Here is a 21081-nt window from a genome sequence, read left to right on the forward strand (position 1 = left end):
GTGTCTACCCTACGGGCTTCTAGAACACCTCGGCCTGTAACCGCCGCAGGTGTTCGGCCGCCTGGCCGAGCAGCTGCGAACTGCCGTGCGCGCGTTTGAAATAAAGCTGGATGTCGCTTTCCCAAGTGATCGCGATGCCGCCGTGCAGTTGGACCGCCTCACCGGCGACCTTGGAGAATGCCTCGCTGGCAACGACTCTGGCCAGTGCGGCCGACGTCGCCGACGGCTCGGCGATCGCGTCGTCGACGACGGCCCGGGCGGCCGAGACGGCCACGTACAGGTCGGCCATCCGGTGCTTGAGGGCCTGGAAGCTGCCGATCGGCCGGCCGAACTGCACCCGGTCCTTGGTGTACTGCACGGTCAGGTCCAGACAGCGGGTAGCCGCGCCGATCTGTTCGGCGGCCAGCAGGATCGCCGCACAGTCGGCGATACCGGGGTCGGCGCCGATCGGCTCGGTCTGCTCGGCGGTGACCCGGCCCAGCCGGCGGGTGGGGTCCATGGTCGCCACCGGCTCCGCGGTGAAAGAGGTCCACCGGGTGAGCTGATCGCCGTCGGTGCCGACGACAACGTCACCCGCTCCCACCAGATCACCGTTGACGGCGTAATCGGTATCGAAGACAACCGCTCCGATCGCGCCGCCTTCCGCCAGCTGCTCAAGGGCCGTGGCGTCGGGCTCGGGTCCGGCCAGCAGCGCCAACTCCGCCAGCACGGTACCCAACAACGGTGTGGGCACCAATGCTTTGCCCAGCTCCTCGAGAACCACGGCCGCGTCACCCAGTTCACCGCCGGCCCCGCCGAGCTCCTCGGGTACCACCAGGGCGGCCGCACCGACCTGTTCGCAGAGCACCTGCCACAGCGTCTCGTCGTAACCGCGCTCGGACTCCATGGCCGCACGTACCGCTTCGGGCGCGGCGTGCTTTTCGACCAGCGCTGCCACGGTCTGGCGCAGCAGGTCGCGCTCCTCGTTACGGGCCACTTAGATCGCCTCCAACACTCGCCGCCGGTGGGCGGTGACGTCGCCCCAGGCCGGACGCACGGCTTGCACCCGCAGCAGCCACAGCGACAGGTCGCATTCGCTGGTGAAGCCGATGGCGCCGTGGGTCTGCAACGCCGAATGTGCCGCCAGCAGAGCGGCGTCGGACGCAGCCACCTTCGCGGCGCTGACGTCGCGAGCGGTGTCGGCCGAGTCCTGCGACAGCGAGAGCGCCGCCCCGTACACCAACGGGCGGGCCAGCTCCAAAGCGATGTGCACGTCGGCCAGCTTGTGCTTGATCGCCTGGTAGCCGCCGATCACCCGGCCGAACTGGGTGCGCTGCTTGGCGTAGTCGACGCTCGCGTTCAGCATGGCCTGCCCGGCCCCGATCAGCTGCGCTGCGGTGGCCAGGGCGCCCACCTCGTAGGCGCGGGCGGTGTCGGCGTCCCAGGAGTCACCGGTGGCAGTGACGTCGAAGACGCCCCGGCTGGGGTCTACCGAGGCGTGTCGGGTGCCGGCCTGCGCCGTGCCGGCCCGGCCGCTCTCGGCGTGCAACACCAGATCGGCGCGGTCGGCGTCGAGCGCGCGGGGGGTGTGCGGCGGCAGCGCCACGGTGGCGATCAGCTCACCGGCGGCGAGGGCGGCCAGCTGCGCTGCGGCGTCGGGTGCGCCGGCCAGCAGCACGGGTGCCACCGCAATCGATTCCACCACCGGCCCCGGCACACACCAGCGCCCCAACGCCTCGATGGCCAGCATCAGATCGACGGGGTGGGCGCCGATGCCGTCGTGCTCTTCGGGAACCGCCAGCGCGGTGACACCGAGTTCGGCGAGTTGGTTCCACACCCGACGTCCGGCGTCGGGCTCGTCGTGGGACCAGGCGCGCACCGCGCCCGGCACGTCGGCCGCGGCCAGCGCGGCGTCGATGCTGGCCGCGAAGTCACGCTGGTCTTGGTCTAGATCGAATTTCACTTCTTCTCCCGGGGCAGGCCCAGCAGCCGCTCGGCGATGATATTGCGCTGGATCTCGTTGGTGCCGGCGTAGATCGGGCCACCGAGGGCGAACAGGTAGCCGTGGGTCCAGGCGTCGGCGAGCTCGCCGTCGGCGCCGCGGATGTCCAGGCCGGTCTGGTGCAGCGCGACGTCGAGATCGGACCAGAACACCTTGGTGACCGAGGACTCCGCGCCCAGTTCACCGCCGGCGGCCAGCCGGGTCACGGTGCCGAAGGTCTGCAGCCGGTAGGCCTGCGCGGCGATCCAGGCGTCGGCCACCCGATCGGTGAACGCCGGGTCGCTGCCGTGCTCGCGCCACAGCGCCACCAGCTTCTCGGCCCCCACCAGGAACCGGGCCGGGCTGCGCAGGCTCATGCCGCGCTCATTGCTCGACGTGCTCATCGCGGCGCGCCAGCCCTCGCCGGCCACACCGATCACGTCGTTGTCCGGTACGAACACGTCGTCGAGGAAGATCTCGCCGAAACCGGTCTCGCCGCCGAGCTGCTCGATGGCGCGCACGGTGATCCCGGGCGCCTTGAGGTCGAACATGAAGTAGGTCAACCCGTGGTGGCGCTGGGCCTCCGGGTCCGAGCGGAACAAGCCGAAGCCGCGCTCACCGAACGGGGCGCGCGAGCTCCAGATCTTCTGTCCGTTGAGCTTCCAGCCGCCCTCGACCTTGGTGGCCGTCGACCGCAGCGACGCCAGGTCGCTGCCGGACTCCGGCTCCGACCATGCCTGCGCCCAGATCTCCTCGCCGCTGGCCATCTTCGGCAGCACCCGGTCCAGTTGTTCTTCGGTGCCGTGTGCGAACAGCGTCGGCGCCAGCATCGAGGTGCCGTTTGCGCTGGCTCGCCCCGGCGCGCCCGCACGGAAGTACTCCTCCTCGAACACCACCCACTGCAGCAGGGTGGCGTCGCGCCCGCCGTATTTCTCCGGCCAGGCGATCACCGACAGGCCGGCGTCGTACAGCACCTTGTCCCAACGGCGGTGCTGTTCGAACCCCTCGGCGGTGTCGTAGGACGCCACCGGGAACTTGTCTTGGTTCGCCGCCAGGAACTCGCGGACCTCCGTGCGGAAGGCCTCGGTCTCGGCATCGAAATTCAAGTCCATCTAATCCCACTCTCTCAACTCATGCTTGACCACCTTGCCGCCGGGATTGCGCGGCAGGGAGTCGGCGAAGGTCACCCATCGCGGTGCCTTGAAGTTCGCCAGATGTTCACGCGCGTAAGCGATCACCTTTTGCTCATCAAGAGCTTCGTCCGATCCGGCCCGGCGCACGATGAATGCCCGACCGACTTCGCCGAGTCGCTCGTCGGGTACCCCGATCACCGCCACGTCGGCCACCCCGTCGAGGCGGGCCAGTACCTGCTCGATCTCGGCCGGATAGACGTTGAAGCCGCCGCAGATGTACATGTCCTTGAGCCGGTCGGTGATGCGCAGATTGCCGGCCGCGTCCACGGTGCCGACATCGCCGGTGTGCAGCCAGCCGTCGGCGTCGATGGCGGCCGCGGTGGCGTCGTCGTCATCGAGGTAACCGAGCATGATGTTGGTGCTGCGCAGCAGCACCTCGCCGGCCTCGGAGTCGGGGCCGTGATCGATTCGCAGCTCGAAGTCGGCGATCGGCCGCCCGCAGGTGGTGGCGACGGTGACGGCGTCATCGTCGGGGCGGCACATGGTGGCGAACCCGCCGGACTCGGTCAGCCCGTAGGCGGTCAGCACGATGTCGATGTCGAGCTCGTTCTGCATCCGCTCGATCAACACCACCGGCACGGTGGCCGCACCGGTGACCGCGAACCGCAGCGAGCTCAGGTCATGCCGATCGCGGTCGGGGTGGTCGAGCAGCGTCTGGTAGATGGTCGGGGGCCCGGGCAGCACGGTGATCCGGTGCTCGGCGATCGCGCGCAGCGCCGCGGCCGGGTCAAAGGTCAGCTGCGGGATCAGGGTGGCCCCGGTCTGCAGACAGGCCAGGATGCCGGCCTTGTAGCCGAAGTTGTGGAAGAACGGGTTGATGCACAGGTAGCGGTCGTCGGCGGTCATCTGGCCGCACTCGGCCCAGGCCGCCGGGCCGGCCAGCGACTGCCGGTGGGCGCAGAGCACGCCTTTGCTGCGGCCGGTCGTCCCCGAGGTGAACAGGATGTCGGACAGATCGTCGGGCCCGACCGCCGCGGCGCGGGCGTCGATCTCGTCCTCGGTGATCGCCGCCCCGGACGCGATGAACTCGTCCCAGGTTCCGTCGGCTATCTCTACCGGTACCCGGACGACGTGCCGCAGCTCGGGCAGCTGGTCGCGATCCAGTTCGGTGAGCCGGTCGGTCTTGAGGAACCGGCCCATGCCGACCAGCACCTTGGCCTTGCTGCGGGCCAGGATGTCGGCGGCTTCCGCTGCGGTGTAGCGGGTGTTCAGCGGCACCAGCACCGCGCCGGCGTAGTGGGTGCCCAGGCAGCTGATGACCCAGTGCCAGGTGTTCGGCGACCACAGCGCGACCCGGTCGCCGGGCACCACACCGTGGGCGATCAGCGCGGCCGCCGCACGGCGCACCTCGTCGCGGAGTCGGGCGTAGCTGAATCGGTCGTCCTCGGTGACCAGGGCGTCGTGATCGGGAAGCGTCCGCGCGATGTGGTCCAGCGCCGCAGGAGTGGTCTGCGGTTCGGGGCTCATGTGCGCCGCTCCTCTGTGACGGCATCTGCGCCGGGGCTAACAAAGCAAGTGCTTGGTAGGTTAGCCTACAAAGGTGCAAGCAGTCGAGGAGTTCCGGGCTGAGGTCCGCGCATGGCTGTCCGAGAACCTGGTCGGGGAGTTCGCCAAGCTCAAGGGCCTCGGCGGTCCCGGACGCGAACACGAGGCCTTCGAGGAGCGGATGGCGTGGAACCGCCACCTCGCCGACGCCGGACTGACCTGCCTGGGCTGGCCGACCGAACACGGCGGCCGCGGCCTGTCGGTGGCGCACCGGGTGGCGTTCTACGAGGAATACGCCCGCGCCGACGCGCCCGACAAGGTCAACCATCTCGGCGAGGAACTGCTGGGTCCGACGCTGATCGCCTTCGGCACCCCCGAACAACAGCAGCGCTTCCTGCCCGGCATCCGCAACGTCACCGAGCTGTGGTGCCAGGGCTACTCCGAGCCGGGCGCCGGATCTGACCTGGCCAATGTCGCCACCACCGCGATACTGGACGGCGGCCACTGGGTGATTAACGGCCAGAAGGTGTGGACCTCGCTGGCGCACCTGTCGCAATGGTGCTTCGTGGTGGCCCGCACCGAGAAGGGCTCCAAACGCCACAACGGACTGTCGTATCTGCTGGTGCCACTGGACCAGCCCGGCGTGGAGATCCGGCCGATCGTGCAGTTGACCGGCACCTCGGAGTTCAACGAGGTGTTCTTCGACAACGCGCTCACCGATGCCGACCTGGTGGTGGGTGAGCCCGGCGACGGCTGGAAAGTGGCGATGGGAACGCTCACCTTCGAGCGCGGCGTCTCGACATTGGGACAGCAGATCCGTTACGCGCGTGAGCTTTCCGCGCTCGCCGAGCTCGCCCAGCGCAACGGCGTCGCCGAAGATCCGCTGATCCGCGAGCGGCTGACCCGATCCTGGGTCGGCTTGCGTGCCATGCGGTCCTACGCGCTGGCCACCATGGACGTCGAGCAGCCCGGTCAAGATAACGTCTCGAAACTGTTGTGGGCCAACTGGCATCGCGACCTGGGCGAGCTCGCCATGGATGTGATCGGTCGCGACTCGATGGTGCTCGCCGACGGCGAGTTCGACGAGTGGCAGCGGCTCTATCTGTTCACCCGCTCAGACACCATCTACGGCGGATCGAACGAGATTCAGCGCAACATCATCGCCGAGCGGGTTCTCGGCCTACCCCGGGAGGCAAAGGGATGAGCTCGGTTTCGGATCTGTCCACCGCGCCGGAAGAGATCGCCGGACACGGCCTGCTGAAGGGCAAGACGGTGCTGGTGACCGCGGCCGCCGGCACCGGAATCGGCTCCACCACCGCCCGTCGTGCGCTGCTCGAAGGTGCCGACGTCGTCGTCTCCGACTATCACGAGCGCCGGCTTTCCGAGACCCGTGACGAACTGGCCGCCCTCGGGCTGGGCCGGGTGGAGGCGGTGGTCTGCGACGTCACCTCGACGGCCGCGGTCGACGAACTGTTCGAGACCGCCGTGGCCAAGATGGGCCGGCTCGACGTGCTGGTCAACAACGCCGGCCTGGGCGGCCAGACGCCGGTGATCGACATGACCGACGAGGAGTGGGACCGCGTCCTGAATGTCACGCTCAACTCGGTGATGCGGTCGACCCGAGCCGCATTGCGCTATTTCCGCGGTGTCGAGCACGGTGGGGTGATCGTCAACAACGCCAGCGTGCTGGGCTGGCGTGCGCAGCATTCCCAGTCGCACTACGCCGCCGCCAAGGCCGGTGTCATGGCGCTGACCCGGTGCAGTGCCATCGAGGCGGTCGAGTACGGGGTTCGGATCAACGCCGTGTCGCCGTCGATCGCCCGACACAAGTTCCTGGAGAAGACCAGCTCCGCGGAGCTGCTCGACCGGCTCGCCGAGGGCGAGGCGTTCGGCCGGGCCGCCGAGCCGTGGGAGATCGCCACCACCATCGCGTTCTTGGCCAGCGACTATTCCAGTTACCTGACCGGCGAAGTCATCTCGGTTTCCAGTCAGCACCCGTGATGCCATGACGCGCCGTGACGAACTCCTGAGCCTGGCTGCGGCGATGATCGCCGAGCGTGGGCTGCGCGCGACCACGGTGCGCGACATCGCCGACGCTGCCGGGATCCTGTCGGGGAGTCTGTATCACCACTTCTCCTCCAAGGAGGAGATGGTCGACGAGGTGCTGCGCGACTTCCTCGATTGGCTGTTCGAGCGCTACCAGCAGATCATCGACACCGAATCCGATCCGATGGAACGCTTCAAGGGGTTGTTCCTGGCGTCGTTCGATGCGATCGAGCACCGGCACGCCCAGGTCGTCATCTACCAGGACGAGGCCAAGCGGCTGTCTTCGCAGGAGCGCTTCGGCTACGTCGATGAGCGCAATCGCCAGCAGCGCAAGATGTGGATCGACGTGCTGCAGCAGGGCGCCGAAGCGGGATGTTTCCGGCCCGATCTCGACGTCGACCTGGTCTACCGTTTCATCCGAGACACCACATGGGTTTCGGTGCGCTGGTATCAGCCCGGCGGACCGCTCACCGCCGAACAAGTGGGCAGACAGTACCTCGCCATCGTGCTGGGTGGAATCAGTGAAGGAAGAAAACATAATGTCTGAAATCGCTCCCATTTCGCAGGCCTATGTCATCGACGCCGGCCGCACCGCCGTCGGCAAGCGCAACGGGTCGCTGGCCGGTGTGCACCCGGTCGACCTGGGCGCGTTGGCGTTCCGCGGGCTGCTGGACCGGGTCGGCGTCGACCCTGCGGCCGTCGACGACGTGATCGTCGGTTGTGTGGACGCGATCGGCGGCCAGGCCGGCAACATCGGCCGGCTGGCGTGGCTGGCCGCCGGCTATCCCGAAGGCGTTCCCGGCGTCACCGTCGACCGGCAGTGCGGGTCCAGCCAGCAGGCGATCTCGTTCGGCGCCCAGGCCATCATGTCGCGCACCGCGGACCTGATCCTGGCCGGCGGCGTGCAGAACATGAGCTGGGTGCCGATCTCCTCGGCGATGATCGTCGGCGAGCAGTTCGGCTTCACCTCGCCGACCAACGAGTCCAAGAAGTGGCTGGAACGCTACGGCGATCAGGAGATCTCGCAGTTCCGTGGCGCCGAGATGATCGCCGAGAAGTGGGACCTGTCTCGCGAGGAGATGGAACGCTTCGCGCTGCAGAGCCATCAGCGGGCGTTCACCGCCATCGCCGAGGGCCGCTTCGACCGCGAGATCATCCCGGTCGACGTCGACGGTGTTGCGTTCCGGGTCGACGAGGGACCGCGCGAATCGACGCTGGAGAAGATGGCCGGGCTGAAGCCGCTGGTCGAGGGCGGCCGGCTCACCGCCGCATTGGCCAGCCAGATCTCCGACGGCGCGTCCGCGGTGTTGCTGGCCTCAGAAAGCGCGGTGCAGGCGCACGGCCTGAAGCCGCGCGCCCGCATCCACCACATCAGCGCCCGGGGCGATGACCCGGTGTTCATGCTGACCGGCCCGATACCGGCCACCCGCTACGCGCTGGAGAAGACCGGCCTGGGCATCGACGACATCGACGTCGTGGAGATCAACGAGGCTTTTGCCCCGGTGGTGCAGGCCTGGATGAAGGAGTTTCCGATCGACCCGGCCAAGGTGAATCCCAACGGCGGCGCGATCGCGCTCGGGCACCCGCTGGGTGCCACCGGCGCCAAACTGTTCACCACGATGCTGCACGAATTGGAACGCACCGGCGGCCGTTACGGCCTGCAGACCATGTGTGAGGGCGGCGGTACGGCAAACGTCACCATCATCGAGCGGCTGGACAGCTAAACTTCTGCGGCATGGGAGCAATGACGACCTCCGTGCCGGGCGGGCGCCGGATCCGCGGGTTGGACGCCGAGCAGCGTCGCGCGCAGCGCCGCGACCAACTCCTGACCGCGGCTTTCGACCTGTTCGCGCAGGACGGCTATGTCAACACGTCGATCGAACAGATCTGCCAGACGGCTTATGTCGGCAACAAGGCGTTCTATGAACTGTTCGACAGCAAAGAAGACTGCTTCCTGGCGCTGCTCAACCAGATCGGCGACCGGCTCAAAGGGGAGGTCGAGGCGGAGTTGGGGCGCAGCGCCCCCGACGAGCCGGAAGAGCTGACGGTGCGCCGGGTTGCCACCACGTTTGCGCATGTGCTGGTCGACGACCCGCGGGTGGCTGTGGTGGCGTTCCGGGAGTGCACCGGTATCTCGCCGCAGGTCGAGGCTCGGCGGCAAGAGAACCGCAGGTGGGCAGCGGCCTTCATCGAGGCGTTCTGGCGCAGCAAGGCACCGCCCGACGCCGACTACCGGGCGATGGCCGTCGCCACCGTCGGGGGGCTGTTCGAGCTGGTCGCTGACTTCTTGCATGCCACCGAGCCGCCACGGTCGATCGACGAGTTGGCGAACGATCTGACCTCTTTCGTGCTCGCGGTCGGACACGGAATCCGCCATGCCGGTCCGGTCCGGTCGAACCGGGCCGGGTGAGGTAGCGGGGTCAGCGCACCAGTCCGGAGATGATGTCGTCGACGGTTCGTCGTGCCAGTGCATCGAGCTCGTCGCGACTGGTGCCGCGCAGCGGCCCGTGTAGCGCCAGTTCGGCGAATCCATGTACGGCCGACCAGCACGGCCACTCCGCTCCGGCACGTCGATTCGCTTGCAACACACCGGCTTCCACCATCGCATCGAGCCCGTCGACGAGTGCGCGAAGCGGCGGGGGAACCCGGTCATCGCCGACCGAGTCCGCCCCGAAGAACGCCACCGCGAACCAGCCGGGCTCGTCCAGGGCGAACCCGATGTACCCGAGCCCGACTGCGCGCAGCTGATCACGTGCACGGGTCTGTGCTGAACCGCGCCGGTTCACCGGTTTGAGCATGCGCGCGGCCATCTTGTCGTGGATGGCCATCGCCACCGCGGCGAGCAGTGCATCGCGGTCAGCGAAGTGACGGTAGGCGGCGTTGGGGGAGACTCCGGCGCGCCGGGTGGCCTCCCGCACGGTCAGCGCCTCCGGACCGCCGGTCCGGGTGAGCTGCAGGCCGGCGTCGATCAGTGCCGCGCACAGATCGCCGTGGTGATAACCGGTCTTCGTCGCAGTCACCTCTTGACAGCTCCCTCGTGTCGAAGTGTACGGTGTCAACATAACCAATGTGGACGCCGTACACATAACATCGGGAGGTTTTCGTGACTACGACCATGGGGTGGCCGCCGGTCGTGGAACGGTCGGCCTGGCAACGGGAACTCGACGCCCTGCGAGTCCGGGAGAAGGCCGCCACCCGGGAACTCGACGCCATCGCCGCGCAACGCCGCCAGTTGCCGATGCTCGCGATGGGCGACTACGTGCTCGAAGGCGAGAACGGTCCGATCCGGCTGGCCGAGATGTTCAACGGTAAGCGGCAGTTGATCGTCTACCACCACATGTGGTCTCCGGGACAGGAATGGCAGTGTCCCGGATGTACCGGGTACACCGCGCAGTTCAGCCGGCTGGAGTTCCTGTCGGCTTATGACGCGCGGTTCGTCGTCGTCACTCAGGGTCCGATCGACGAAGCGCTGGACTATAAGCGCCGGGTGGGCAACCAGATGGCTTGGTACAGCACCGCCGACAGCGCGTTCGGGGCTGATGTCGATGCCCCGCCAGGAGGGGGCTTCGCCGTGAATGTCTTTCTGCGCCAAGTCGACAAGGTATTCCGAACCTGGCATACGACCGGACGTGGTGTCGAACAGCTCAGTCACACGTTCCCGTTGATCGACGTGTTGCCCTATGGGCGTCAGGAGGAGTGGCAGGACTCGCCCTCCGGCTGGCCGCAGGGTCCCACCTACGGCCGCTGGGCGAGCTCGCCGGAGATCGCCCGGCTATACGGCCCCAACTCGTAGCGCCCCCAACCGAGAAGGAGAAAGATGAGCACCACGACCGGCCTGAAGACGATTAACCTGGTGTGTGTCCCGACGCCCGATCAGGACAAGGCCGTTGCGTTCTATGAGTCGCTGGGCTTCGAGAAGCGCACCGACATCGAGATGGGCGATGGTTACCGATGGATCGAGGTTTACCCGCCGACAGGTATCGCCGGCATCGCGCTGGCGCCGCCGCCGCCGGAGAGCGGTCCGGTTGAGCCGGCCGTTACCGGCATCACGCTGACCACCGACGACATCGACGCCACGCTGGCCGCCATGAAGGAGCTCGGGATCGACGTCGATGAGCAGGTGTCCCGGATGGGTGATCCGGTGCCGCCGCTGTTCTGGTTCCGCGACCCGACCGGCCATACCCTGATGGTGGCCGAGGTCTAGCCGCAGCGCCAGTGGGAATCTCACGACGCCGTCACCGCGTGTCGTGTCGTGAGATTCCCGCTCGGCGGGCTTGGGGTGTGCTTGGGGATAGCCGTCGGCGCGGATCGGCGCATTCCGGCACGATTCGGTCGTGGACGAATTGGACCGGCCGTTCCTGGGCACCGAAGCGTTGGCCGACAAGGCGATCCCCGAGCGGGCGATGCGAACGCTGTATCAACCGGTCTATCCGGGCGTCTACGCACCCTGGGGCGTCGAGCTGAGTGCGCGGCAGCGGGCGGAGGCGGCCTGGCTGTGGTCGCGCCGGCATGCCGTGGTCGCGGGTAATTCCGCTGCGGCGCTGCTGGGCGCGAAGTGGGTGAGCCCGGCGCTCGATGCGGAGCTGGTGTACGGCAACCACAAGACACCACCGAGTCTCGTCGTGCACCGCGACACCCTGGCCCCGGGTGAGGTGACGACCGTCGACGGCATGGCGGTAACCACCCCGGCCCGCACGGCTTTCGACATCGGACGGCGAACCCGGTCACGGCTGCACGCGGTTCAACGCCTCGATGCACTGGCCAACGCCACCGAAGTCGGGGTCGCCGACGTCGAGGCCGTCATCGCCGAGCATCCCGGCGCGCGGCATTTGAATGGGCTCCGGGCGGTACTACCGCTCGTCGATGACGGCGCAGAGTCGTATCAGGAGACCAGCACCCGGCTGGTGCTGATTGACGCGGGATTCCCGACGCCGGAGACTCAGATCGTCGTCCGCGACGCATTCGGCGGTTTCGTCGCCCGAGTCGACATGGGGTATCGGGAACTCAAGGTCGGAATCGAGTACGACGGCTCGCAACACTGGAACGACCCGAAGCAGCGACAGCGTGACATCGACCGCCAGGTGGCGCTGGCCGAGCAGGGCTGGGTGATCATCCGGGTCAGTGCGGTGCTGCTGCGCTACCGGGAGGCGACGCTGATCGGCCGGGTGCGCGACGCGATGTACGCCGCCGGCTGGGCAGGTCAGGCCGCCAGTGGGAGCCTCGCGACGCTCGACCGGCGTGTCGCGTCGTGAGATTCTCACTCGGGGTTAAACGACGAAGGAGTTGGCTGCCCGCAGGTGCTCGACGGCGTCGGCCACGATGCCCTCGATCAGCTCCGCGCACGACGGCAGGTCCTCGAGGATGCCGGCCACCTGACCCGAGGCCAACACACCGGCTTCGGTGTTGCCCTCCACCAGACCGGCTTTGAGCAGCATCGGCGTGTTGGCGGCCATCAGCACCTGCGACCAGGTGAGTTCCTTGCCGTGCCGCATCGCCAGGCCATCCTGAATCATGGTGGGCCAGCTCATCTGCGACATCTTCTTGAACTTCGCCGCGTTGCGGATCGCGGCGCTGAAACCGCGTGCCCGCGAACCGCTTTCCAGCTTCTCCACCAGTTCGGTGCGCAGCACCCGGTGCGGCATGCCGTCGACCCGGGTGGAAACCACGGTGCCACCCAGGTCTGCGGCCAGGTAGCGCTGCTTGACCGCATCGGGCACGGTCGAATCCGAGGTCAGCAGGAACCGGGTGCCCATCGCGACGCCCGTCGCCCCATAGGACAGGGCGGCGGCCAGGCCGCGACCGTCGAAGAAGCCGCCGGCGGCGATCACCTGCACTCCGGTGCCGGCAACGGCGTCCAGCACCGATGGCAGCAGCAGGGTGGTGGCGACCGGTCCGGTGTGGCCACCGCCCTCGCCGCCCTGCACGATCACCGCGTCGGCGCCCCAGGAGGCCACCTTTTTGGCGTGCTTGGCCGCGCCCACCGACGGGATCACCACCGAGCCGGCCTCTTTGAGCTTCGCGATCAATTCCTGTTTGGGTGCCAGCGCGAACGACGCCACCTTGACGCCCTCGCGGATCATCAGATCCACCCGGTCGCCGGCATCGGCGCCGTCGGCACGGATGTTGACCCCGAACGGCTTGTCGGTGGCCGACTTCACCTTGGCGATCGCGGCGGCCAGCTCGTCGATGGTCATGGTCGCCGAGGCCAGAATGCCCAGCCCGCCGGCATTGGCGGTCGCCGAGACCAGCCGGGCGCCGGCCACCCAACCCATCCCGGTCTGCACGACGGGATGTTCGATACCGACCAGCTCGGTCAGCGGGGTCTTGAGGCGGCTCATTGGCCACCGCCGACGATGCAGAGCGAAGCGATGAGGAGGAGGGGGATCATCATGATCTGACCTCTTTGTCCCGCAGCGACTTCGGGTCGATGACCTCACGGATCAGCCGCAGCTCCTCGATTTCCGGCAACCGGGTCGTCGCAGCGTCTGCCAGCCCGTGCACCTCGAAGGAGGTGTTCTCGGCGACCTCGTCGGCAGTGACGCCCGGGTGCAGCGACACCGCACGCATCTGGTGGTCCGGACCGCTGAAGTCGAACACGCCCAGGTTGCTCACCACCCCGCCGAGGTTGAAGAACCGGAACGCCGGGTTGGCCGGGTCCACCTTGTCGTAGCCGATGCCGGACACGATGTCGACGGTCTCGCAGAACACCCGCGGCGAGTGAGCGCCCACCCAGTAGCTGGTGGTGTGGTTGATGGTGTTGCCGGGCGCGCCGCGGACCCCGAACATCTGCCGGGTGGGATGCTGCAGCGGGCCGAACGCCGACAGGTTCTGGTTGCCGTACCGGTCGATCTGATTGGCGCCCATGATCACATGGCGCCGGCCCCACGACAGGGTCTCGAAGACCCGGTTGAACGGCATCCACCCTTCCAGTGGACCGACCTTGCCGATCGCCGGCGTGTCGGCCAGGATGCGGGCCTCGCCATCGGTGATCACCAGGTCGGGGGAGAAGGTGAGGCGGGCCAGCCGGGCGCCCACCGAGGGCACCGTGGCCATGGGTGAGGCCATGATCTCGCCGGCGTCGCGGAACAGCTCGGCGCAGGCGATGGCGCAGATCTCGGCACGGGTGGGTGAGTCGGTCATGCTTGTGCCCCTGATTCCTGGTTGGCTCCGAATGCCTTGACCGCCGCCTGGTAGTCGTCTTCGCTACCGGACAGGTAGGTGGCGGTGAACTCCGCCCAGGTCTCGTCGGACCTCGCGGCTTCGGCGTAGTGCCGCTGGAACTTCTCGTCGCGGCCGTAATCTGCTGCACCGATGGTGAAGTGGGCACCACCGGGTGCTTCCACGACGTTGTCCACCATCATCCGGTTGATGATCTGGGTCTGCGGCGACGTGGTGGCGATCAGTTCCTCGGTGGGCACGATCTTCTCCACCGACAGGAAGCGGCGCTGCGCCGACATCAGGAACAGGTCGTCGAAGTAGGGGTCGATACCGGTGTAGGCAGCGTTGCCCCGGGCGTCGCCGAGGTTCATGTGCACGAACGCGGCGTCGAGGTTCAGCGCCGGCATCGCGACCAGTGTCTCGTGGGCACCGTCAGTCGGGTACGGGCTGGTGACGGTCTTGAGCTCGCCCTCCCAGAAGTCGATCACCGAGCTGCCCAGGCCGGCCCGGATCGGCAGGAACGGCAACCGCTGGGCGGCGGCTTGCAGCCCGCAGCGCAGCATGCCCTCGTCCATCTCGCGGGCCTCGATCGCGCCGGTGGTGCGGGCACGCGCGAACCAGGGGTCGTAGAACGGCGGGGAGTCCAGCGAGACGAAGCCGTAGTAAGCGCGGCGCACCTTGCCCGCCGAGCACAGCAGCCCCAGATCCGGTCCGCCGTAAGTCACTACGGTCAGATCCTTGACTCCCGAGCGCAGGATGGCGCGGACGAAGGCCATCGGCTTGCGCCGCGAACCCCAGCCGCCGATGCCGATCGTCATGCCGTCGCGCAGTTCGGCGACGGCGTCGTCGAGAGTGGTTACCTTGGTCGTCACTTCTTCCCCTTCTCGGTGCCGGCGAAGGCGTCGCGGTGCTCGTCGGCCACCCCGGCGAGGTTGAGCTCGAAGGTGAAGCCCTGCTCCATGCGGTAGCTGGAGTTGACCTTCTGCACGTCGATGAGGTTGAGCGCCTCCTTGGCGGCCCGGATCACCCGGGTGTCCTTGGCGGCGATGTCGCGGGCCACCCGCAGCGCGGCCTCGTCGAGCTCGGCGCGCGGCACCACCTCGTGTACCGAGCCGTACTGGCGCAGGGTGGCGGCGTCCACGGTGGCCGCGGTGTAGAACAACCGGCGCATCATGTGCTGCGGCACCAGCCGGGACAGGTGGGTGGCCGCACCGAGTGCGCCGCGCTCCACCTCGGGCAGGCCGAACTTGGCATCGTCGGAGGCCACGATCACGTCGGCGTTGCCGACCAGTCCGATGCCGCCGCCGACGCAGAAGCCGTTGACCGCGGCGATCACCGGGACCGCGCACTCGTAGACGGCCTTGAAAGCGGCGAAGCAGCCTCGGTTGGCGTCGATCAGCGCGGTGAAGCCCTCGGTGTTCTGCATCTCCTTGATGTCCACGCCGGCGTTGAAGCCGCGACCCTCGGCCCGCAGGATCACCGCGTGGGTGGACATGTCGTTGCCGGCGGCGGTGATGATGTCGCCCAGCTCGAACCAGGCTCGGGACGGCAGCGCATTGACCGGGGGGTAGTCGACGGTGACCGCGACGATCCCGGGCTCGACGGTGGTGGATGTGATCGGCATCTGGAAAACCCTGCGCTTCCGTTTCGGGACCATCTGTACCTAAGCAAGCACTTGCTTGGTACGCTAGCACAGTGCTTGACGCAATCAATCTCGGATTGACCGGCAAGGTGGTCCTGGTGACCGGTGGTGTCCGCGGTGTCGGCGCGGGCATCAGCGCCGTCTTCGCCGACCAGGGCGCCACCGTGGTGACCTGTGCACGCCGGCCGATGGACGGCCTGCCGTATGAGTTCCACGCCTGCGACGTCCGCGACGACGACGCGGTCAGAGGCCTGATCGAGACCGTGGTCGCCAAGCACGGCCGGCTTGACGTTGTGGTCAACAACGCCGGCGGTTCACCGCACGCGCCGGCCGCGCAGGCCTCGGCCAACTTCAGCCGCAAGATCATCGAGCTCAACCTGCTGGCGCCACTACAGGTCGCCCAGCACGCCAATGCCGTCATGCAGGCCCAGGACTGCGGCGGCTCGATCGTCAACATCACCAGCGTCAGCGGGCACCGCCCGTCGCCGGGCACCGCGGCCTACAGTGCGGCCAAGGCCGGCGTAGACAACCTGACCGCCACGCTGGCCGTTGAGTGGGCGCCCAAGGTCCGGGTGAACTCGGTGGTGGTCGGCATGGTCGAGACCGAGCAGTCCGAACTGTTCTACGGCGACGCCGAGTCGATCGCCGCCGTCGCCGCCACCGTGCCGCTGGGCCGGCTCGCCAAGCCCGCCGACATCGGCTGGGCAGCCGCCTTTCTGGCATCCGATGCCGCGTCCTACATCAGCGGCGCCAGCCTGGAAGCCCACGGCGGTGGCGAGCCGCCGGCCTACCTCGACGCGTCGAGCGCAAATAAATAAGTCGGCCCCAAAAAAAGGAGACAGCACACATGGGACTTCTCGACGGCCGCGTGGTCATCGTCACCGGAGCAGGCGGCGGAATCGGGCGGGCGCATGCGCTGGCCTTCGCCGCCGAGGGCGCCCGGGTGGTGGTCAACGACATCGGCGTGGGCCTGGACGGCTCACCGGCCGGTGGGGGTAGCGCCGCCCAGGGCGTGGTCGACGAGATCGTCGCCGCCGGCGGGCAAGCCGTCGCCAACGGCTCCAACGTGGCCGACTGGGCCCAGGCGGAACAGCTGATCCAGACCGCCGTCGACCACTTCGGCGGGCTCGACGTGCTGGTCAACAATGCCGGCATCGTGCGCGACCGGATGTTCGCCAACGCAACCGAAGAGGAATTCGACGCTGTTACCGCGGTGCACCTCAAGGGCCACTTCGCCACCATGAAGCACGCGGCCGCCTACTGGCGGGCGCAGTCCAAGGCCGGCGAGACCGTGGACGCCCGCATCATCAACACCAGTTCGGGCGCCGGTCTGCAGGGCAGTGTCGGGCAGGCCACCTACAGCGCCGCCAAGGCCGGGATCGCCGCGCTGACGCTGGTCGCTGCGGCCGAGATGGGCCGCTACGGCGTCACCGCGAACGCGATCGCCCCGTCGGCGCGCACCCGGATGACCGAGACGGTGTTCGCCGACATGATGGCCACCCAGGATCAAGCCTTCGACGCGATGGCGCCGGAGAACGTCAGCCCGCTGGTGGTGTGGCTGGGCAGCGTCGAGTCGCGTGACGTGACCGGCAAGGTCTTCGAGGTCGAGGGCGGCAAGATCCGCGTCGCCGAGGGCTGGGCGCACGGCCCGCAGGCCGACAAGGGCGCGCGCTGGGATCCCGCCGAGCTGGGGCCGGTCGTCACCGATCTGCTGGCCCAGGCGCGCACGCCGGTGCCGGTGTACGGGGCCTGAAGCCGTCAGACAGTGAGGTGCCGCTGCGACGGGAGGAAGTGGAAGCACGTAGCGCCCGAATCCCGCCCGGCATGGTACGTAACGGGGCAACGTCGCCGGGGTCAGATATGCCTCGCCGCTACCTGGACCAGTTGCACGCGGGAAGAGATATCGAGCTTGGCATAGATGTGGTTCAGGTGGGAGTGCACGGTTCGCGGCGAGACACTCAGTTTCGAGGCGATGTCTTTGTCGCGGAGTCCAGCACTGACAAGCCGGATCACGTTGTGTTCGGCCGGAGTCAGTGAAGCCCAACCACGCGACGGGCGTTTACGCCTGCCTTCGGTGCCGGATGCGTAGGCGATGACCTCAGCGATCGACGATGCAGTTCCCTGGGCCCAATGACGCTCAAAGTCGTCGTGCGGCATTGCTTCTCGTAGAGTGTTGACTGCGTCGGCGTATTCGGCGTCGTATACCTTGGAGCGGACCGTGCCGGCGATATCTCGGGCGCTGGCCGCCAGGCCGAACAGCCGTGCTGCGCGATGGTGTTGGCCCGCAGCGCAGTTCACGGCTGCCAGCGACTCGATTAGTTCGGGGACGGCCAGGTATCCACCGGTTTCGGCGGCGATCGCCAACGCGTGACGCGCGTCTTGCTCGGCTTGCTTGAGTTCGCCCTCGGCCATCGCCACCCGGGCACGTATCTCCAGCAGCAGTATCCGCTGGAATCCGGACCCCACGGCAAGCGCCTCGTCGACCAGGTGGCGCGCCGTGACCAGGTCGCCGGACGCCAACGCGGCCCTGGCGACCGGATTGCCGGTTATTGCCATCAGTTGCGGCAGTGCGCACGCGTCAAACGCTGCAGCACCGGCGCCGACCGCACCGGACACATCACCGGCGGCCAGTGACACGTCCACCACCGTCCCGAAGCTGACGGCACGGTGGAAGTCGATGAGATCCGCGGCAGCCTCGACGCACGCGTCCGCTGCGGCCCGGGCACCTCGGGTATCCCCTTGGCACGCAAGGGCCTCGGCCAGGACGGCCAGACTCTGGGTGCTGAACAGCGGATCGCCTGCTGCCTCGGCCTCGATAGCCACGCCCCGGGTCTTCTCGACGGCCATGGTGAGCTCGCCCCGATGAAGGTGTGTCAAACCCAAGCAGAGCCGGCACAGGCGCGAAACCGACCAGTCGCCGACCGCGTCGGCGAGACGCTGCCCTTTCTCCGCGGCCACGCGCGTGGTGGCCAGGTCCCCGGCCACAAAGGCGGAATAGGCCTGTACGCCGTATATCTGGGCCAGCCGCCAATCGTCGTCCAGGGCGGGGGACAGTGCGATGGCCTGCTCGAAGTAGGGCAGGGCCAGCTCAGGGCTGTAGCTACAGGTGAAACCGCAGGCTGCCAGCGACCAGGCGAGCAGGGCCGGGTCATCGAGACGCCGCGCGATGGCGACCGCCTCCTCAGCTTGATCGGCATGGCCGTAGTTCCCGGTCAACGCCTCGAAGATGGCCTTGTCGGCGAGAGCGCGGGCACGCGCGGCAGGTGCCATCGAGGCGGGCGCGGTGAGAACGGCATCAAACCACGCCAGGCCCTCCAAGGTCTGGCTATGGATCCACAGCGGGAACAACGACGAGGCGAGATGTGCGGCCAGCTCGATGTCGCCATGCTCACGACTCCAGGTGAAGGCGGCCCTGAGGTTGTCGATCTCGAGTTCCGCCTGCGCAATGTGCCATCCGTACCCGGCGGTCGCCCCGGCGTCGAACAGTGCTGCGTAGTGGTCACGGTGGCGCGCCCGGATGCCCTCAGCTTCCCCGGACTGCTCCAGCTTCTCCAGGGCGTACTGCTGCACGGTCTGCAGCAGCCGAAAGCGCGTCGACTCTCCGGTGCTGTCGGCTATCACCAGTGATTTATCCACCAGCTGCGTGAGTTTGTCGACGATCTGGCCACGCGGCAGGTCAGTGCTGCCGGCGACGGCGTGGGCGGCGTCAAGGTCGAACCCGCCCCGAAACGGCGCCAATCGGCGAAACACCACGCGTTCGGATTCGCTCAACAAATCGTGCGACCAGTCCTCCGACGCCCTCAGCGTCTGTTGGCGCAGCACCGCAGTGCGCGCACCACCGGTCAACAGTTGGAAGCGCTCGCCTAGCCCGTCGGCGATCTCGACCAGCGACAACGCCCGAGCTCGTGTCGCGGCAAGCTCGATGGCCAACGGCACCCCATCCAGCCGCCGGCAGATCTCGGCTACCAAGGCGGCATCGTCAGCGGTCTCGGTGAAACTCGGCCGGACCAGCCGAGCGCGCTGACGGAACAAGTCGACAGCCTCGTCGGCCAGCGAGAGTGAGGGGGTCGTCCAGGTCACCTCGCCGGCTACCCCGATCGGCTCCCGACTTGTCGCCACGATTGTCAGTTCCGCGCTGGCGGCCAACAGCGTGGCGGTCAGCCGTGCGCACGCGTCCAGGAGGTGCTCACAATTGTCGAGCACCAGCAGCAATTGCCGACCTGCGATCAAGGACACCAGAGTGTCGAGTGGGGAGCGGTCCGGTCGATCAGGCAGGCCCAGCGTCCTCGTTACTCGCTCGGGAATCAGTTCGGGATCAGTGATCGGCGACAGATCTACACACCATGCCCCGTCGCGAAACCTGCCGGCCAACTCATCGGCCAGCTGCAGCGCCAGCCGTGTCTTGCCGACTCCGCCGGTGCCGGTCAACGTCACAAGACGGTTGCCGTCAACGAGCCGCCGGAGCTCGGTCAGTTCCGCATCGCGTCCGACGAAACTGGTCAGCGGCGTCGGAAAATGCGGCTCGGCCAGCGGCTTTGCCGTTCGAAGGGGCGGAAAATCGGTGCCAAGGTCGCGGTGGCAGAGTTGCGTCACGCGCTCCGGATACGGCCTGCCGGGCAGCCGATGGATACCCAGATCAAGCAGCCACGCCTCTAAGGGAAGCTGATCACCCATCAGCTCGCGGGCCGTCTCCGACAACACCGTCTGACCGGCGTGGGCCAGGTCGCATAGCCGCGCGGCGCGGTTCACCAGGGATCTCGGGTACGTGTCCGGTTCGACCGGCGGCACCTCGTCGGCGTGCACTGCGATTCGCGGCTGGATGGGTGCCGAAGGCGTGCGTTGCAGCGCCATGGCGCACGCCACCGCGTCACTGGTGTCCGCGAACCCGGCGGCGAACCTGTCTCGGCGGTCCTGCTCCGTCAGGCAGATACCGCTGTGGTCGGCAACCAATTCGCCCAGTGTGCGCTCCAGCCACGAGAGCGCGGCGGTAGACAACGCCTCCGTACCGGGCTGCCACTGTGGCCCGGGATCCCCGGCGTCGACCACCAAGACCGTCCGCGCTATGGCAGCCGGGAAACCTGCCTCGCTTGTGTTCGACAAGATGTACCGTCCCTACAGGCCGCAATGGTCGTGCAAGCGGCGGGCCCTGCTGTCCAGGATGGATGACCTGCGCGGCGATACGTCTTGTTTCCCGACCATATAGGTATTTGTACGATACTTCCCGGAGTGCGCCATTGGCCACTTTTGAGTACTTTTGCCGATGTTGTCGGAGGCGCACCCCCGGACAGTGGCAGAGACGGGCTGGGCATGCCCGCTGCGCGCCGGACAGTTGATCTTCTCACCGCAGTGGTCCACCTGATCGCGATCTTCGGGTCGGGGCACCGACCAGTGGCGTCGGCCCGCTACGGCCATGTCACGCGGGCGCGAGCGAGGCGCGTTCCTGTGGTGTGTCGCGGCTGCGGCATACCGATTCAGCAAACCGTCACTAAAGGTGTGCCCGGTACGCGGGCTGTCTTCAAAGGCTAAGTCCCCTGGGATGGTGGGGTTTCGGGCCTGCGGCTGACCGGGGCGGTTGGGCTCTTGGTGTGTCGTTGAGG

The 21081-nt window shown here is 67.8% G+C and carries 20 protein-coding genes; 10 read left to right on the top strand and 10 right to left on the bottom strand.

Translation table 11 applies throughout. The features are described from left to right. Positions 1-19 precede the first annotated feature (19 nt). Genes ipdE2 through fadD3 form a run of 4 tightly spaced genes read right to left on the bottom strand, consistent with a single transcriptional unit; the run spans position 20 to position 4620 of the window. A complete protein-coding gene (ipdE2, locus tag BST10_RS18660; protein WP_083039795.1) occupies positions 20-976 on the bottom strand; it encodes an acyl-CoA dehydrogenase IpdE2 in 957 nt (318 codons plus the stop codon). Then, on the bottom strand, positions 977-1942 hold the full coding sequence (locus BST10_RS18665) for an acyl-CoA dehydrogenase family protein (protein WP_083039797.1): 966 nt from the start codon (positions 1940-1942) through the stop codon (positions 977-979). It lies immediately after the preceding gene. After that, complete coding sequence (locus BST10_RS18670) at positions 1939-3072, bottom strand: acyl-CoA dehydrogenase family protein (RefSeq protein WP_013830643.1); 1134 nt, start codon at positions 3070-3072, stop codon at positions 1939-1941. Before BST10_RS18670 ends, BST10_RS18665 begins: the two co-directional genes overlap by 4 nt. Next, complete coding sequence (gene fadD3, locus BST10_RS18675; RefSeq protein WP_083039798.1) at positions 3073-4620, bottom strand: 3-((3aS,4S,7aS)-7a-methyl-1,5-dioxo-octahydro-1H-inden-4-yl)propanoate--CoA ligase FadD3; 1548 nt, start codon at positions 4618-4620, stop codon at positions 3073-3075. Positions 4621-4693: 73 nt separating this feature from the next. On the opposite strand from fadD3, the gene ipdE1 reads away from it, so the two are divergent. From ipdE1 to BST10_RS18700, 5 genes are read left to right on the top strand one after another with little or no spacing between them, the layout of a single operon-like run. Next, on the top strand, positions 4694-5842 hold the full coding sequence (gene ipdE1, locus BST10_RS18680; protein WP_013830641.1) for an acyl-CoA dehydrogenase IpdE1: 1149 nt from the start codon (positions 4694-4696) through the stop codon (positions 5840-5842). Beyond that, positions 5839-6639, top strand: coding sequence for a (5R,7aS)-5-hydroxy-7a-methyl-1-oxo-2,3,5,6,7,7a-hexahydro-1H-indene-carboxyl-CoA reductase (ipdF, locus tag BST10_RS18685; protein WP_013830640.1), 801 nt, complete (start codon positions 5839-5841; stop codon positions 6637-6639). Before ipdE1 ends, ipdF begins: the two co-directional genes overlap by 4 nt. A 4-nt stretch (positions 6640-6643) precedes the next feature. Continuing rightward, positions 6644-7231: a TetR family transcriptional regulator KstR2 gene (kstR2, locus tag BST10_RS18690; RefSeq protein WP_013830639.1), complete on the top strand. Its 588-nt coding sequence runs from the start codon at positions 6644-6646 to the stop codon at positions 7229-7231. 10 nt (positions 7232-7241) lie between these two features. After that, the gene (fadA6, locus tag BST10_RS18695) at positions 7242-8408 is read left to right on the top strand and encodes a steroid 3-ketoacyl-CoA thiolase FadA6 (protein ID WP_041320243.1); all 1167 of its coding nucleotides are present in this window, start codon (positions 7242-7244) and stop codon (positions 8406-8408) included. A gap of 11 nt (positions 8409-8419) precedes the next feature. Continuing rightward, the gene (locus BST10_RS18700; protein WP_165757213.1) at positions 8420-9094 is read left to right on the top strand and encodes a TetR/AcrR family transcriptional regulator; all 675 of its coding nucleotides are present in this window, start codon (positions 8420-8422) and stop codon (positions 9092-9094) included. A gap of 10 nt (positions 9095-9104) precedes the next feature. On the opposite strand, the gene BST10_RS18705 is transcribed toward BST10_RS18700, so the two are convergent. Further along, a complete protein-coding gene (locus BST10_RS18705) occupies positions 9105-9704 on the bottom strand; it encodes a TetR/AcrR family transcriptional regulator (RefSeq protein ID WP_083039800.1) in 600 nt (199 codons plus the stop codon). Between the two features lie 95 nt (positions 9705-9799). Between BST10_RS18705 and BST10_RS18710 the strand changes: the two genes are divergently transcribed. The 3 genes from BST10_RS18710 to BST10_RS18720 all read left to right on the top strand — a co-directional run bounded on the left by BST10_RS18710 (position 9800) and on the right by BST10_RS18720 (position 11936). Then, positions 9800-10477, top strand: a complete 678-nt coding sequence (locus BST10_RS18710) for a DUF899 domain-containing protein (RefSeq protein WP_083039802.1) — start codon at positions 9800-9802, stop codon at positions 10475-10477. A gap of 24 nt (positions 10478-10501) precedes the next feature. Next, entirely contained in the window at positions 10502-10888 is a 387-nt protein-coding gene (locus tag BST10_RS18715) for a VOC family protein (RefSeq protein ID WP_013830634.1), read from the top strand. A 130-nt stretch (positions 10889-11018) separates the two neighbouring features. Beyond that, positions 11019-11936, top strand: coding sequence for an endonuclease domain-containing protein (locus tag BST10_RS18720; RefSeq protein WP_083039804.1), 918 nt, complete (start codon positions 11019-11021; stop codon positions 11934-11936). A 15-nt stretch (positions 11937-11951) separates the two neighbouring features. Here BST10_RS18720 and ipdC read toward each other — a convergent pair whose 3' ends face one another. The 4 genes from ipdC to echA20 are packed head-to-tail and all read right to left on the bottom strand — an operon-like array spanning position 11952 to position 15466. Then, positions 11952-13022: a (3aS,4S,5R,7aS)-5-hydroxy-7a-methyl-1-oxo-octahydro-1H-indene-4-carboxyl-CoA dehydrogenase gene (gene ipdC, locus BST10_RS18725; RefSeq protein WP_083039807.1), complete on the bottom strand. Its 1071-nt coding sequence runs from the start codon at positions 13020-13022 to the stop codon at positions 11952-11954. A 49-nt stretch (positions 13023-13071) separates the two neighbouring features. Then, positions 13072-13824 (bottom strand): cholesterol ring-cleaving hydrolase subunit IpdB, encoded by a 753-nt coding sequence (gene ipdB, locus BST10_RS18730; protein ID WP_083039809.1) that lies wholly within the window; start codon positions 13822-13824, stop codon positions 13072-13074. After that, on the bottom strand, positions 13821-14714 hold the full coding sequence (gene ipdA / locus BST10_RS18735) for a cholesterol ring-cleaving hydrolase subunit IpdA (RefSeq protein WP_013830630.1): 894 nt from the start codon (positions 14712-14714) through the stop codon (positions 13821-13823). Before ipdA ends, ipdB begins: the two co-directional genes overlap by 4 nt. Beyond that, entirely contained in the window at positions 14711-15466 is a 756-nt protein-coding gene (echA20, locus tag BST10_RS18740) for a (7aS)-7a-methyl-1,5-dioxo-2,3,5,6,7,7a-hexahydro-1H-indene-carboxyl-CoA hydrolase (RefSeq protein WP_083039810.1), read from the bottom strand. Before echA20 ends, ipdA begins: the two co-directional genes overlap by 4 nt. A 71-nt stretch (positions 15467-15537) precedes the next feature. Between echA20 and BST10_RS18745 the strand changes: the two genes are divergently transcribed. Together BST10_RS18745 and BST10_RS18750 are read left to right on the top strand one after the other, a co-directional pair. Next, positions 15538-16302 (top strand): SDR family oxidoreductase, encoded by a 765-nt coding sequence (locus BST10_RS18745; RefSeq protein ID WP_083039812.1) that lies wholly within the window; start codon positions 15538-15540, stop codon positions 16300-16302. Positions 16303-16331: 29 nt separating this feature from the next. After that, entirely contained in the window at positions 16332-17237 is a 906-nt protein-coding gene (locus BST10_RS18750; protein ID WP_083039814.1) for an SDR family oxidoreductase, read from the top strand. Positions 17238-17338: 101 nt separating this feature from the next. On the opposite strand, the gene BST10_RS18755 is transcribed toward BST10_RS18750, so the two are convergent. Beyond that, positions 17339-20584, bottom strand: a complete 3246-nt coding sequence (locus BST10_RS18755) for a helix-turn-helix transcriptional regulator (RefSeq protein ID WP_207567913.1) — start codon at positions 20582-20584, stop codon at positions 17339-17341. Positions 20585-21081: the final 497 nt, after the last annotated feature.

It is taken from the genome of Mycolicibacter algericus DSM 45454, from assembly GCF_002086455.1.
Lineage (GTDB): Bacteria > Actinomycetota > Actinomycetes > Mycobacteriales > Mycobacteriaceae > Mycobacterium > Mycobacterium algericum.

What these genes read in the sequence shown, in the direction of transcription:
- BST10_RS18670 (WP_013830643.1), bottom strand. Translation starts at nt 3,072, where the DNA reads ATGGACTTGAATTTCGATGCCGAGACCGAGGCCTTCCGCACGGAGGTC.
- fadD3 (WP_083039798.1), bottom strand. Translation starts at nt 4,620, where the DNA reads ATGAGCCCCGAACCGCAGACCACTCCTGCGGCGCTGGACCACATCGCG.
- ipdF (WP_013830640.1), top strand. Translation starts at nt 5,839, where the DNA reads ATGAGCTCGGTTTCGGATCTGTCCACCGCGCCGGAAGAGATCGCCGGA.
- kstR2 (WP_013830639.1), top strand. Translation starts at nt 6,644, where the DNA reads ATGACGCGCCGTGACGAACTCCTGAGCCTGGCTGCGGCGATGATCGCC.
- BST10_RS18700 (WP_165757213.1), top strand. Translation starts at nt 8,420, where the DNA reads ATGGGAGCAATGACGACCTCCGTGCCGGGCGGGCGCCGGATCCGCGGG.
- BST10_RS18710 (WP_083039802.1), top strand. Translation starts at nt 9,800, where the DNA reads ATGGGGTGGCCGCCGGTCGTGGAACGGTCGGCCTGGCAACGGGAACTC.
- BST10_RS18715 (WP_013830634.1), top strand. Translation starts at nt 10,502, where the DNA reads ATGAGCACCACGACCGGCCTGAAGACGATTAACCTGGTGTGTGTCCCG.
- ipdC (WP_083039807.1), bottom strand. Translation starts at nt 13,022, where the DNA reads ATGAGCCGCCTCAAGACCCCGCTGACCGAGCTGGTCGGTATCGAACAT.
- ipdB (WP_083039809.1), bottom strand. Translation starts at nt 13,824, where the DNA reads ATGACCGACTCACCCACCCGTGCCGAGATCTGCGCCATCGCCTGCGCC.
- echA20 (WP_083039810.1), bottom strand. Translation starts at nt 15,466, where the DNA reads ATGCCGATCACATCCACCACCGTCGAGCCCGGGATCGTCGCGGTCACC.
- BST10_RS18750 (WP_083039814.1), top strand. Translation starts at nt 16,332, where the DNA reads ATGGGACTTCTCGACGGCCGCGTGGTCATCGTCACCGGAGCAGGCGGC.